The sequence below is a fragment of the Telluribacter sp. genome (genome assembly GCF_035998675.1).
GTDB lineage: Bacteria > Bacteroidota > Bacteroidia > Cytophagales > Spirosomataceae > Telluribacter.
This window is the reverse complement of the sequence record NZ_DASYHI010000019.1, coordinates 308922-322675: the sequence shown is the minus strand read 5'-3', so window position 1 is coordinate 322675 and position 13754 is coordinate 308922. Positions and strand designations below refer to the sequence as shown.

Sequence of the window (13754 nt, the reverse complement as noted above, 5' to 3'; positions counted from 1 at the left end):
TGGGAGGAATGGGGCTTCTTAAAGCTAAGATACTCACAATTCGCACGTAAAGCCCAAATTTTCTCTGTAAAAAACAAAAGTAAAAAAAATAACGCACCTACGACGCTCACCGGCCAAATTTTCGGCGACGCCAATAGTACCGGAGTGCCCCGAATATACCCACCAGCCCCACCGGCAGCAGCAGGTTGAGGAGCTGCCAGCGCGTACGCTGCTCCTGTACCCGTACCTTGTCCAGCGGCCGGATGCTGATTTGTTTGTTGCGGGCCGTTATAAGTCCCTGTGCATCAGTCATATAATCAAGGGCGTGCAGAATAAAATCCTTGTTGCCGTAGATATTCTGGGATACCCGGTCGTAGCCCAGCGGCAGGGGGGCGTTGCGGCGGTAGTCGAAGTCATTGACCACCAGGTCGCCGTCTGAAGCTACCAGGACCCGCCCCGCCTCACCCTGCGCCCGAAAGCCCGCCGAGCGGGGGTCAGAAGGAAGGATGCGGTTTTGAAAAAGGGACGTAAACTGCCCCTCCAGGAGTACTGCCGCCAGCTTTATTCCTCCGTTATATTCGGCCGGGCTGGGTTGCTGACGGGCTTCGTTATAGGCTACCAGCGCCGGGGCGTTAAGTAGTTTGGTATAGGGCGAAGTCATGAGCAGGGGGAGCTTCCTCAGACCTGCCGCTCCGCCCACGGTATCTATACTACTCATAAACCGGGCGAAAATAGCGTCGGTATTGCGCGTAATGGGGTGGGTGCCAAAGTTATTGAGTAGCGGAAAAAAACGCCACGGCAGGGGCTGTATCTGCGGGGCGTCGCCCATGTTACCTACATTGAGCGGTATGAGAGCCGAATTAAGGTCTTTGACCAGATTGGTATTGACCCTTACACCCCAGCGGAAAAACAGGTCGCTGAGGTTGAGGTCCAGCGGCTGGGCAAAGGTACCTTCCATGCTGACGCTATCCACGCGGGCTCCATCTATAAAGAACAACGCATTCCCTCCGCCGACTACGTACTGGTCAATTTTGTACTTCTCGTCCTCGTTAAAGGGCTGGTCGGGCTTGAGGACAAGCAGTGCGTCCAGCCCGTCGTAGGATTCAGGGCTATTGACATCCAGAAACACGTCGTAGCTCTGCTGCAGGGTAGCGATCAGGTCCGATAGCCGGGCGGGCGGAATAGTGGTATGGCTCACCAGCAGCCCGACCCGCTTGCGCTCCTGCGGGGCCATTAGCCGGATGGCCGACGCCAGCTCAAATTCCACGCCTTCGTACGACTGGTTCAGCTGCTCTTCGGAGCTGCTGCTGCGATTACCTTTCAGGAGCTGTACGGGTACCCCCAGGGTATCTACCTGTACTATGGCTCCGGGAAATATCAGTTTTTCGGTCCGCTTGCCCTCTTCATTGGCAAAAAGGTTGGTGGGCGTAAGGCCCCGGTCTACCAGTTGGGCGTACTGCCGCTGGCGCTGCTCCTCTGACGTAGCCGCCGAAGGATCTATAAACTGATAGGTGAGCCGGCCTCCGGCGTACGTTTCAAATTCTTCCAGGGTTTCGCGGGTGGCATTTTCCAGGCGCTCAAAGCCCGGCGGAAAGTCGCCCGACAGGTATACCGTTACGTGTACGTCGCGGTCGAGGTTCTGGAGGAGTTGCCGGGAAGCCTCCGAAATGGTATAACGCTGGTCTTCGGTAAGGTCCCAGCGAACATATATAAACGAAGCCAGCCAGTTAAGGCCGACCAACGCCACTAAAACTATAACAGATCGTAGGAGTAATTTTTTCATGAAGCTATAACGCCCGGTGGCGGGGCAAAAATACAAAAAGGAGAGGCTTCTAGGCCTCTCTTTACGTAACTCTTTACCTGCTGCTGCGCTTTGAGCGTTTGGCGCGCGACTCACCTTTGCCGTCACCTTTGTCACCTTTACTGGCAGTAGCGGCCTTGCTACCTCTTCCTCCCGAGCTTCGGCTACCCGATTGCGAGCCGCCGCTCCGCGAGTCGCTACTCCGGGAGCCGCCACCCCGAGAACTACCACTCCGGGAGCCGCCGCTCCGGGAGCCTGATTTGGAAGCTTCCGTCCGGCGGGTGCGTTTGGTAGCGTTGGGGTCGCCTTCCAGGTACAGGTCCATGCTGCGGCGGGCCAGGTTAATTTCCTTTACTTTTACCTTCACCGGATCACCGAAGGTATAGATCTTCTTGCTGCGCTGCCCGATAAGGCGGTAGTTTTCTTTGTCAAGCTCGTAGTAGTCATCCTCAAGGTCAGTCATCCGGACGAGGCCTTCGGAGGCGGTTTCGGTGATTTCTACGAACATACCAAACTCGGTAACTCCGGTAATAATGCCGTCAAAGACCCGGTCACCCTCCATGGTACCCATGTACTCGATCTGCTTGTACTTGATGGACGCGCGCTCGGCCTCCGCAGCCAGTCGTTCCCGCTCCGACGAATGTTTGCTGGCGGCTTCGTACTGTTCCTTTTCGACAGATTGGCCGCCGTCGAGGTAGTGCTGCAGCAGGCGGTGGGCCATTACGTCGGGATAGCGCCGGATGGGGGAGGTAAAGTGGGAGTACCGCTGGAAAGCCAGCCCAAAGTGGCCCTGGTCTTCGGTACTATAGCGGGCTTTGGCCATGGTACGTACCGCCAGCTGTTCAATCAGGTTCTGTTCCGGTTTGCCTTCGACATCTTCCAGCATACTGTTCATGGAGCCGGCAATCTTCTTTTCGTCTTCTACCTCAACCGAGTAACCCAGTTTGGCTACGAAGGTGGCAAAGGTTTTCAGTTTTTCGGGGTCCGGGGCCTCGTGAACCCGGTACACCATGGTATTTTTATTTTTACCCTTCGAAAGCGAATAGACGTACTCGGCCACGCGCTTGTTGGCCAGCAGCATAAACTCTTCAATGAGCTTGTGGGCGTCTTTGCGCTCTTTCTGATAAATACCCAGCGGCTTTCCGTTTTCATCCAGCCGGAAGCGTACTTCCACGGTTTCGAAGTTGATGGCCCCTTTCCGGAAGCGTTCGTCGCGTAGTTGTCTGGCTATTTGATTGAGCAGGGTGAGCTCTTCCGGGAAATCACCCGCGCCGGTATCCAGTACTTCCTGGGCTTCTTCGTAGGTAAAACGGCGGTCGGAGTGAATAATGGTACGCCCAAACCACTCATTGAGGATTTTTCCTTTGGAAGTCAGCTCAAATACCGCCGCAAAGGCCAGCCGGTCTTCATGGGGCCGCAGCGAACACAGGTTGTTCGACAGCTTTTCGGGCAGCATGGGTACCGTCCGGTCTACGAGGTACACCGAGGTAGCGCGCCGGTAGGCTTCCTTTTCCAGCTCGGTATTGGGTTGTACGTAGTGGGCTACATCGGCAATGTGAATGCCAACCTCCACGTTGCCACCTTCCAGAAAACGCACCGACAACGCGTCGTCAAAATCCTTGGCGTCCAGCGGGTCAATGGTAAAAGTAGTGGTGGAACGGAAATCGCGCCGTTTGGCCGCTTCGGCTTCCGGAATGGCATCGGCAATGGCCTGCGCTTCTTTTTCTACTTCCTCCGGAAAGCGGTTGGGTAAGCCGAACTCGGCCAGAATGGCGTGCATTTCGGCATTGTTGTTCCCGGCTTGTCCCAGTACTTCAATAATTTCTCCTTCGGCCTGGCGGGTACGGGTGGGCCATTCGGTAATCCGGACAATTACTTTATCGCGTTCCTGGGCTTTACCCAGCTGGTCCAGTTTCAGGTGAATGGGCTCGTAGAGTTTGCGGTGGTCCGGGTGTACCAGCGCGTACTTGGGCCATATTTCCACGACACCTACTACTTCGGAGCGTCCCCTTTCGAGTACTTCCGTAACCCGGCCTTCCAGTTTCTGGCCGCGCGCGCGGCCGTCGCTGAATATCTGTAGCCGTACGGTATCACCGTCCACGGCTCCTTTCAGGTTATCGCTCTCGACGTATACATCGTTGTCCTGACCTTCTACTATGACAAAAGCAAAGTTCTTGTTGACGTGGTCCACGCGGCCGGTTACGCCGGTTTGCCCGGTGGGGGCCGCTACGGAGTAGGTACCGTCCGACTGGCGGAGCAGGCGCCCCGCTTCCTGTAGTTCGTGGATGATTTCATTAAAGAGGTGGCGGAGCTTTTTGTCTTCTACCCCGAAGTGGTCGTGTACGTCGGTGGGACGGAAGGATTGTTCGTTATTTATTTCAAAGAAAGCGGCAATATCGGCCTTTAATTCATCTACGTAGGACAGAATGTTGTGCGGCTTTTTGCCCGATTTCTTTTCCCGGCCTTCCCGGTTTGATTTTTTATTTCTCATTGCTTAACAGATTGTTTTAAATACACGGCCCGGCCGGTAGAGGTATAGATGATGCCTCTGGTACCTAGCTCTCAGACCCGTATTCTTCTTAGTACTAACTTGGTATTTTTAGGATATGTTTTCTGCCCGTCGGGCTTAGGCCGGCCGGTCAATGTTTTTTTCGGCTACCAGGGGCAGATAATTCATCCGCAGATAGAGCTGGGCCAGTACTACCACGTCTTCGCAGCAGTAGCGACAGATTTTAGGTACGTCTTTGTCTTCGTAAAATACGCGGGTTACCTGGTCGCCGCTCATTTCGTCCTTGCTGCTGGCTACATCAAATACGGCCGCCAGCAGGTCCAGCGAAGTAGCCCCTTTAAAATCGCCGAATTTCCAGAGTTCCATGGTATCCTGGTGCAGAATTTCCCAGGGCTTTTTGCCCGATAACTGCAGCGCGCGGGGCAGCTCAATACCATGAATAAGCATACGACGGCAGATATACGGAAAGTCAAATTCCTTGCCGTTGTGGGCGCACAGAACCAGCTTATCGGCCGGGTACTTCTCGACCAGGTCCTTGAACCTGCGCAGCAGCGTAGCTTCGTCTTCGTCGGCGAAGGTGCGTACCTTAAAACTCATTTCGTCCTGAGCATTCCAGTAGAAGGCGCCAAACCCGATGCACACAATCCGGCCGAATTCGGCAAAAATACCCGCCTGGTCATAAAAAATTTCGGCGTCGGTCTGGGGGTAGTTGTCTTTTCGTAGCCGCAGGGCCTTCTTGCTCCATAGCTGCTGCATGCGCTCACTGAGGTGGTCGTAGCCAGGTACCGAAGCGACGGTTTCAATGTCCAGGAGGAGGAGGTTTTGGGCTCGGCGGCGAAATTCGGCGTTCATACTGAAAGCTTGGCAAGTTATAACTCCGACGGGTCGGCGGGTACTTTCCCGCCAGGCGGCGTAGCTAACCTAAGCGGAAACGGCAGCAAAGTTACTCGTGCAGGACCCCCTCCAGCCCCAGCGGAGCTATTTCAATGAGGTTGTCTTCGACGATGCTATCCGGCACGAAGATAAACTTTTTATCGTAAATCTGATTCCCGATGAAGTAACTCACCCAGTATTCGTTGTTCAGGTGGAACACATCCGGCATGATAGGCTCCACTATTACGTGCTCGCCGGGCGGTACTTCGGCAAAGAAATGGCGGAGGGTAGAGGTACGCTGGTCGGTAGTGGTACCTGACTCGGTGTTGCTGTATCCTTTGGAGGTAACAAACACATTGCTGATGGAAGCCGGTTTCCGGTTTAGAAGTACTACGTGCCAGTCCGGCTGTTCGAGTTCATTTATATTCCGTACAATGGCTACCTGAATGCCTTCGACGGGCAGGAATGGGATGTCTTTTTTCATTTACGCTATCTTTACTTCTATCTATATCGTACTATATCGTACTTTGAATGCGGGTTTCTTCCAGCTCCATTTCAAATAAAACGGCCAGCCGGGCTTTGAGTTTTTGGGCTACTTCGTCCATCGCTACCGGATGCCCCAGTTCGGCTTCGAGGGAGGTAACGGCTTTATCCTGAATACCACAGGGAACAATATGGCCAAAGTAAGCCAGGTTGGTATTGACGTTGAGCGCGAAGCCGTGCATCGTCACCCACCGGCTCGACTTAACCCCCATGGCACAAATCTTACGCGGATTGCGCTGCTCTTTGTGGTCGAGCCACACGCCGGTCAGGCCCTGCACGCGTCCGGCGTCCAGCCCGTAGTCGCCCAGCGTCAGGATGATAGCTTCCTCGAGCGTCCGCATGTACCGGTGAATATCCGTGAAGAAATTGTCCAGGTCCAGAATGGGGTACCCTACCAGCTGGCCGGGGCCGTGGTAGGTAATGTCGCCGCCGCGGTTAATCCGGTAGTACCTCGCCTCTTTCTGGTCCAGTCCATCGGTATCCAGCAGCAGGTGCTCCGGCTTGCCGCTTTTGCCCAAGGTGTACACGTGCGGGTGCTGGCAGAAAAGCAGGTAGTTGGGCGTCAGTAGCTGTACTTCGGGGGCCAGGTCACGGTTCTGGATTTTAACCGATATAACGTCCGCAAACAGTCCTTCCTGGTAGTCCCAGGCCTGCTGGTAATCCATCAGTCCTAAGTCCCGGAATTCGACGCGCTTATTAATGCGGGTATTCATTGGTAGTAACAAGTAGTAATCAATCTCAGGTCTTTCCCGGGCAAAAGTACTTGGTCAGGGGCGGCCTTTTGGTAAATTAACGTTAAATTGCCCTAAAAATGTTCGGATGGCGCAGCATAATGAGACTGGTAACTGGGGCGAGAAAAAAGCAATGGAGTACCTTCAGGAGAAGGGCTACGAGATAGTCGTGAAAAACTACCGCCACAAACAGGCCGAAATTGACCTGATAGCCAAAAAAGGAAAGCTGCTGCTGTTTGTAGAAGTAAAAACCCGTACGGGTACCGGTTTTGGGCTGCCCGAGGAGTTTGTCAACTACGCCAAGTCCAGGCTGATTATGAAAGCGGCCGAGGGGTACATATTTGATACCGACTGGCACTTCGACGTGCGGTTTGATATTATCTCTATCCTGGTTTTTCCGGATGGAGGTATTAATATCCGGCACATAGAAGATGCTTTTTGTTAAGCCAGCGCCACCGTCTGTTGTTTAGTAGCAGAGAGAACAGTGGCACCAAGGTGCCACTACAGCTTGCGCTCAATGAGCCGCATGAGTTTTTCCAGCCCCTGGGAGTCGGCCTGACCGAAGTCGTCGAGTTGGTCGCTGTCTACGTCAAGTACCATGGCTACGGTACCATTGCGATGAAAAACGGGTACTACTATTTCGGAGCGGGAAGCCGAGCTGCAGGCAATATGGCCCGGGAAAGCTTCTACATCGGGTACTACTATCGTTTCGCGGCGGGTGTAGCAGGCTCCGCAGACACCCTTGTGGAAGGGAATGCGGGTGCAGGCAATGGGACCCTGGAACGGCCCAAGTACCAGTTGCCCTTCTTTTGTGATATAAAATCCTACCCAGAAAAACCCGAAGGCTTCTTTCAGGGCGGCCGCTACGTTGGCCAGGTTGGCGGTCAGGTCACTTTCTGTTTCAATCAGGGCCGCTAGCTGCGGATACAGGGCTTCGTAGAGAGCTGCGCGGTCGGTGGTGGTAGGGAGTGTAAGCGTTTCAGCCATGGAGAATGGAGGTACTTTGTAATAATGGTTAAAGTACCTGAACGTACATCCGGCCGGAAAAGTTACTTCAGCCCGTAGTTGGGTACCTGTGTAAAGGGTCCATAGATCCAGACAATAACCTTGCGTAAATTCCCTGGCATCCGCCATAAGTGGATACTTCTGTCGCTGGTCATCATGAGGGTATGAGCCGGTAAGCTATTTATTTTTAGGTACTTATGGAATGCCTTTAAGATTATTTACAAGTCGGATCACTTTTAATTTTATGCCAGCTACACACTTTAATCGCGTAGATAAGGCCCGATAACTGCTTTTCCAAATAGTTAGGATGGAAAAAGCTTTAATCCCAAAGGAATTTATGGAGAGAGTAAGTAACAGTGGCTCTTTCTGAAGCTGCACCGGGCAATGTCCTGCTCCTGATATAGTATTGAATTTCGCCTGAGTAAGTATGAGTAAGATAAACAGGATAACATTTTTTACCCTATTCGTTGCTGCCGTCATTAGCTACGGGGGCGGTCTATTGCAGACCATGGCCTTTGCAAAAGATAGCTCAGCAATCGGCAATAGGGCATTACGAATAGAGCACGATGAGCAGGCGGGTACTATTTCGGTTTTTCGGGCCGGAGATAAAGCCCCCATCTTGACCCAAAATGCCAGGGAGGATACCCGCCCTTACCTTCACCCTGTTGTGGCTCCTGATGGGAAAGGTCTGCTGACAGAATACCGGCCCAAACATCACCTGCACCAGACTGGACTCTACTGGGGACTGAAACTGGTCAATGGCCGCGACTACTTTATGAACTGGCAGGGCGACTACTGGCGCCGCGTATCGGCTACGGTACTTAGGAAAAAGGGCGAGGAAGTTAAATGGCAAACCGTCTATGACCTGATTGATGAGAAAGGTACCACCATCCTGACCGAAACCCAGAACTGGTCCATGCAGGAGCAGGACGGTAAGTACCTGCTGGACCTGGAATGGAAGGGGAAAGCGCATATTGATATTAACCTGGGCAAGTTCTACGTCGGTGGGTTGTTTATCCGGATGCCCTGGAAGCCGGGTGACAGGGGCGAGGTAGTCAATGCGGTAGGACAAAAAGACAAGGAAGCGGAGGGGCAACGCGCCATCTGGACGGATGTGGGTATACAGGTAGAGGGACGTAATGACCTGGCTCATATAGCCATTTTCGATCACCCGGATAACCGGGCTTTCCCTACCCCCTGGCGGGTGGATAATGAGCTGGGCGTGGGACCTTCTGTTCAAATACTGGGCGACTGGAAGATTAAAAAAGGACAAACCGAGACAATTCGCTACCGGCTGGTTGCCTACACCGGAGACCTAAAGGGTGCTGGACTGACCCAACAGTGGAAGGAATTTGTCCGGGCGTATTGATACACGCAGCCTTACCACATTACTCAACTTTTCTCTGATTGATTACTGAAATAGAATTACATGAAACCATTTGCGTACCTCTTTTTGCTTCTTCCTTTTCTGCACCTATATACTGATAAGGCCCCGGTACCTCTATCCGGTGTTGTTGGGCTAGATTCTATTCCCAAAAGCGGCCCAAAGGACAAGTATGACAACTTTACGGATTGGGCCATCTACCGGGGAGATAAAAAAGCCAATCAGTACGCCGAGCTGGCGCAGATCAACGCTACCAATGTGCACCAGCTGGAGAAGGCCTGGGAGTACCATACCGGCGACCCTAAGGGACCTTCCATGTACAGCAACCCCATTATCGTGAATGGCCTGATGTACTTCACCACCCCCAAGCTGCATGCCGTTGCCCTGAACGCGGTCACCGGGAAGCAGGTGTGGGTGTTCGATCCGGCTAAATATAGTGAGGACAAAAAAGACTTCCGCGGGCGCAGCCGCGGCGTTACCTACTGGGAGGACGCTTCGGGTCAGAAGCAGCGAATCTTTAACTTTGTGAAGGACCGGGTGTATGCCCTGGACGCCAAAACGGGCGCTCTAATCGAGTCGTTCGGGGAAAAAGGTTTTATTGATTTACGTAAAAATCTGCCGGTTGATCCGTCCCAGGCCGCCATTGAGGTCACTACGCCCGGCATCGTGTACAAAAACTTCCTGATCGTAGGCTCGCGGGTACCCGAAGGAGAAGATTCGTCGCCGGGAGATATCCGCGCCTATGATACTGAAACCGGAGAATTTAAGTGGATCTTCCACACCATACCACAAAAGGGCGAGTTTGGCTATGATACCTGGAAGCGGGTGGAGGGCGTGACCTACGGCGGGGCCAATCCCTGGGGAGGTTTTTCGCTGGATGAAGAAAGGGGGTGGGTTTTCTGTGCCACCGGATCAGCCGCCGCCGACTTTATCTACGGAGGAGAGCGCAAAGGAGCCAACTTGTTTAGTAACTGCGTGCTGGCCCTGGATGCGACTACCGGCAAGCGCAAGTGGCACTACCAGACCATCCACCACGATATTTTTGATTACGACAATCCTCCGGCGCCTATGCTGACCACCATCAGCTCCAAAGGGAAAACCCGGGATGCGGTAGTTCAGTTTACTAAAATGGGCCTCACCTTTGTACTGGACCGGGACACGGGCGAACCCTTGTTTCCGGTAGTAGAGATGCCCGTGCCGCCCTCGGATGTGCCGGGCGAGGAAGCCTGGCCCACCCAGCCATTCCCCCTGAAACCAGCACCACTCAACCGATTGATCCTAACGGAGGCGGACCTGACCAATATTACCCCCGAATCCCGCGCTTCGGCTTTGAAACAATTCCGAAAATACAAAACCGGATTTTTATTCACGCCCGCTTCCCAGCAGGGTACCATCACGCTACCGGGGCATCAGGGCGGCATGGAGTGGGGAGGTGGCTCGTATGACCCCTACACCAACCGGTTGTACATCAACGTCAATGAAGCGCCTACTATCAACCAGTTGGTACCTTATCAGGATACAGAAAACAGGGCTCTGGCTACGCCCGGCGAGCGTGGAGCTATGATCTATAACAAAAACTGCACGTCCTGCCACGGAGTTGACCGGCAGGGCAACCTACCGGCTTATCCACCACTCGCCGCCCTGAAACTAAACAGCGCTCAGATTCGTACCGTACTGCACGCAGGGCGCGGTATGATGCCGGCATTCCCCCAGTTCAGCGAGGCGCAGGTAAATGATCTGGTCGCTTTTTTAAAGAGCCGGCCCGGCGAAATAAAGCTAACAGAGGTGGCTGGCGGGCGGGTACGCTATGCCAACGAGGCCCCCTTCTTTCTGGACCCCTACGGCGTACCGGCCATTTCGCCGCCCTGGGGTACCCTCAACGCCATTGATCTGGCAACGGGTGATATTCTGTGGAAGGTACCTTTGGGCGAATATCCCGAGCTGGTAGCCAAAGGCATCCGGAATACCGGCTCAAAAAACTTTGGCGGGCCCGTTGCCACGGCCGGAGATGTGGTATTTATAGCGGGTACCCCCGATGAAAAGATCCGGGCGTTTAGTACGCATACGGGCGAAGTACTGTGGGAGTACCAGTTGCCCGCCGGGGGCTATGCTACCCCGAGCGTGTACATGATCGACGGCAAGCAGTACGTGGTGATAGCCGCCGGAGGCGGAGGTAAAAACGGCACCAGGTACGGCGATTCCATCATAGCCTTCGCCCTGCCGGATTCAAAAAATAAGCAACAGCCGGAACAAAAAAAGGCGGAAACGGGCTGGGTTGATCTCTTTGACGGCGCAACCCTGAACGGCTGGGTGCAGCTCAATGGCACCCATACCTTTGCCGTGGAAGACGGAGCCATCGTAGGGCGGACGAAGGAAGGCAGCCCCAATTCTTTCCTGAGTAGCCGGCAAAAGTTCAGTGACTTTGAGCTCGAGCTGGACGTGATGGTCGATAGTGTGACTAACTCGGGTATTCAGATCCGGACCCGGGTAAAGCCGGTAACGGCAGGCAAAGGCCATGATCAGCGGGCTGGAAGAGTGTATGGTCCGCAGGTGGAAATGCAGCGGAATCACCGCCCGGGTACCCCAACAACGGGGCTCATCTACGGAGAGGCGCTGGGAACGGGCTGGCTCTCCTCGCCCGACAAAATTCAGAACGGCCACCACTACCTGAACAACGAGGGCTGGAACAAGCTACGTATCGTGGCCAAAGGCCCGCGCATACAAACCTGGCTGAATGGTCAGCCGATTGAAGACCTCACTAATGAGGCCATTTACAAGACCAATCCCGAAGGATTTATTGGCTTACAGATGCACGGCATAGAAGGCAAAGGTCCCTACCTGATGAAGTGGAAGAATATCAGGATCCGGCAGCTCTGAAAAAAGATTCAGGAAATAAGCGCTACTGGTTAATTTGATTGAAAAACAGGTATTATTAAGTAAATGCAGATAACATTAATGTTCGGCCGAAAAAGTTACTTCAGCCAGTAGTCTGATTCGATGACACGGTTCTGTCCGTTCTGGTAGAGGGCGAAGTTGAAGCCCTGCTGAATGCTGTACGCGCCGTATTCGCCCTTTTTATTGACGGCCAGGTACCCTACCTGAAAGTCCCGGAAATCATCTTTGGTTTTACCTTTCACAATGCGTCCGATGGCTTCTTCGCAGGCCTGCTGGGGAGTACGTCCCTGTCGCATGAGTTCAACCAGCAGAAATGAGCCCAGTGTCCGCATCACAAATTCACCTACGCCCGTGGCGCAAGCCCCGCCTACCTCGTTGTCAACGTACAGCCCCGCCCCGATAATGGGCGAGTCGCCCACGCGGCCGTTCAGCTTGAAAGCCATGCCACTCGTAGTACAGGCTCCTGACATATCGCCCTGGGCGTCGAGGACCAGCATCCCGATGGTATCGTGCCGCTCTACGTTCACAATGGGTTTGTATTTAGCCGTTTTGAGCCACTCTTTCCAGATCTTTTCGGATTGGGGCGTCAGCAGATTGGTCTTTTTAAAGCCATTGGCTAAGGCGAATCGCAGGGCACCGGCACCACTCAGCATCACGTGCGGCGTCTTTTCCATCACCAGCCGGGCTACGGATATGGGGTGCATGATATGTTCCAGGTAGGTAACCGCTCCGGCGTTGCCTTTTTCGTCCATGATACAGGCGTCGAGGGTCACGTGGCCGTCGCGGTCGGGCAGGCCGCCGTAGCCTACGCTGGTGTCGTTGGGGTCGGCTTCCTGTACTTTTACACCCGCTTCGACGGCATCCAGTGCGCGTCCCTTCTTTTCGAGTACGGCCTTAGCCGCTTCGTTAGCCTTAAGGCGGTCCCAGGTACAAATGGCCATGGGCAGACCTCCGCCCTCGGCTATAGGCAGAGCTTCGGTTAGGGTAGGGGAGAGCAGGGCGGCTCCGCCAGCCTGTAGAAATTCACGACGATTCAGCATAAAAAAGGTAGGTGATACGCGATAAGTACTTTAATTTGAAACATACGTAACTTTGGAGTTCCCTACGGTTGCGGCAGGGAATGTAAGAGCAATATATTAAAAATCCTGATGAATAACCGCCATATCCTGCTGATGGATGGTCCCGACCACAAGGGGTTGATCTACCACGTAACCCGCGTGCTGTTTGAGCATAACCTGAATATTATCCGGAATGATGAATACGTAAGTCCTTCGGGCTACTTCTTTATGCGGACCGAGTTTGAGGGGGAAGCCCATTCAGAACAGTTGCTGGAGGTACTTCGCAGCGAACTTCCTGGGGGGATAAACCTGCGGATAAACCCCAAAAAGAAAAAGGATGTGGTTTTGATGGTGACCAAAGAGCACCACTGCCTGGGCGAGCTGCTGATCCGTTACGCTTTTGACGAGCTGGATGCGACCATACAGGCCGTAGTGAGCAACTACAATGTACTGCAGCCTCTGGTGAGCAAGTTCGGGATACCGTTCCATTATATTTCGCACGAACACAAAAGCCGCGAGGAGCACGAGGAGGCGATACTGCGGACGCTGGATATTTACCAGCCCGAGTACGTAGTGCTGGCCAAGTACATGCGGGTACTTACGTCCGATTTTGTCAAACATTATCCTAACCGGATCATCAACATTCACCATTCGTTTCTACCGGCTTTTGTGGGGGCCAATCCCTACCGGCAGGCCTACGAGCGGGGCGTCAAGATTATCGGGGCTACGGCCCACTTCGTGAACAATGACCTGGACGAAGGGCCTATCATTGCGCAGGATGTTAAAGAGGTGGACCACCGCCAAAAGGCCACGGACATGGCTACGCTGGGACGCGATACAGAGAAGTCGGTGTTGTCCAAGGCGCTGAAGCTGGTTTTTAATGACCGGGTATTTATTTATAGCAACCGTACCATTATACTCTGATACCTACCTTTATTTCCGGCCCAAAAAAAGCCCTGCGACCGGAGCCGCAGGA

11 protein-coding genes are annotated in these 13754 nt (G+C 53.7%); 4 read left to right on the top strand and 7 right to left on the bottom strand.

Annotation, left to right across the window (positions count from 1 at the left end):
• Window positions 1-106: 106 nt before the first annotated feature.
• The 5 genes from gldG to lipB all read right to left on the bottom strand — a co-directional run bounded on the left by gldG (window position 107) and on the right by lipB (window position 6418).
• Complete coding sequence (gldG, locus tag VGN67_RS13655) at window positions 107-1762, bottom strand: gliding motility-associated ABC transporter substrate-binding protein GldG (protein ID WP_327487401.1); 1656 nt, start codon at window positions 1760-1762, stop codon at window positions 107-109.
• Between the two features lie 73 nt (window positions 1763-1835).
• A complete protein-coding gene (gene rnr / locus VGN67_RS13650) occupies window positions 1836-4271 on the bottom strand; it encodes a ribonuclease R (protein WP_327487400.1) in 2436 nt (811 codons plus the stop codon).
• A 135-nt stretch (window positions 4272-4406) separates the two neighbouring features.
• Complete coding sequence (locus tag VGN67_RS13645) at window positions 4407-5141, bottom strand: ribonuclease H-like domain-containing protein (RefSeq protein ID WP_327487399.1); 735 nt, start codon at window positions 5139-5141, stop codon at window positions 4407-4409.
• 91 nt (window positions 5142-5232) lie between these two features.
• Window positions 5233-5646: a hypothetical protein gene (locus tag VGN67_RS13640; protein WP_327487398.1), complete on the bottom strand. Its 414-nt coding sequence runs from the start codon at window positions 5644-5646 to the stop codon at window positions 5233-5235.
• 31 nt (window positions 5647-5677) lie between these two features.
• Window positions 5678-6418 carry a lipoyl(octanoyl) transferase LipB gene (gene lipB / locus VGN67_RS13635; RefSeq protein ID WP_327487397.1) on the bottom strand — a complete coding sequence of 247 codons (741 nt, stop codon included), beginning with the start codon at window positions 6416-6418 and terminating at the stop codon, window positions 5678-5680.
• 106 nt (window positions 6419-6524) lie between these two features.
• Here lipB and VGN67_RS13630 point away from each other — a divergent pair, with 106 nt between their 5' ends.
• Window positions 6525-6881 carry a YraN family protein gene (locus VGN67_RS13630; RefSeq protein ID WP_327487396.1) on the top strand — a complete coding sequence of 119 codons (357 nt, stop codon included), beginning with the start codon at window positions 6525-6527 and terminating at the stop codon, window positions 6879-6881.
• A 56-nt stretch (window positions 6882-6937) separates the two neighbouring features.
• Here the strand turns inward: VGN67_RS13630 and VGN67_RS13625 are convergent, their stop codons facing one another.
• Window positions 6938-7423 carry a GAF domain-containing protein gene (locus tag VGN67_RS13625; RefSeq protein WP_327487395.1) on the bottom strand — a complete coding sequence of 162 codons (486 nt, stop codon included), beginning with the start codon at window positions 7421-7423 and terminating at the stop codon, window positions 6938-6940.
• A 445-nt stretch (window positions 7424-7868) separates the two neighbouring features.
• Here VGN67_RS13625 and VGN67_RS13620 point away from each other — a divergent pair, with 445 nt between their 5' ends.
• Together VGN67_RS13620 and VGN67_RS13615 are read left to right on the top strand one after the other, a co-directional pair.
• The gene (locus VGN67_RS13620; RefSeq protein ID WP_327487394.1) at window positions 7869-8810 is read left to right on the top strand and encodes a DUF6807 family protein; all 942 of its coding nucleotides are present in this window, start codon (window positions 7869-7871) and stop codon (window positions 8808-8810) included.
• A 60-nt stretch (window positions 8811-8870) separates the two neighbouring features.
• Window positions 8871-11702 (top strand): family 16 glycoside hydrolase, encoded by a 2832-nt coding sequence (locus VGN67_RS13615; RefSeq protein ID WP_327487393.1) that lies wholly within the window; start codon window positions 8871-8873, stop codon window positions 11700-11702.
• Window positions 11703-11797: 95 nt separating this feature from the next.
• Here VGN67_RS13615 and VGN67_RS13610 read toward each other — a convergent pair whose 3' ends face one another.
• Window positions 11798-12760: a N(4)-(beta-N-acetylglucosaminyl)-L-asparaginase gene (locus tag VGN67_RS13610; RefSeq protein WP_327487391.1), complete on the bottom strand. Its 963-nt coding sequence runs from the start codon at window positions 12758-12760 to the stop codon at window positions 11798-11800.
• 108 nt (window positions 12761-12868) lie between these two features.
• Between VGN67_RS13610 and purU the strand changes: the two genes are divergently transcribed.
• Entirely contained in the window at window positions 12869-13702 is an 834-nt protein-coding gene (purU, locus tag VGN67_RS13605) for a formyltetrahydrofolate deformylase (RefSeq protein WP_327487390.1), read from the top strand.
• The last annotated feature ends 52 nt before the right edge of the window (window positions 13703-13754 follow it).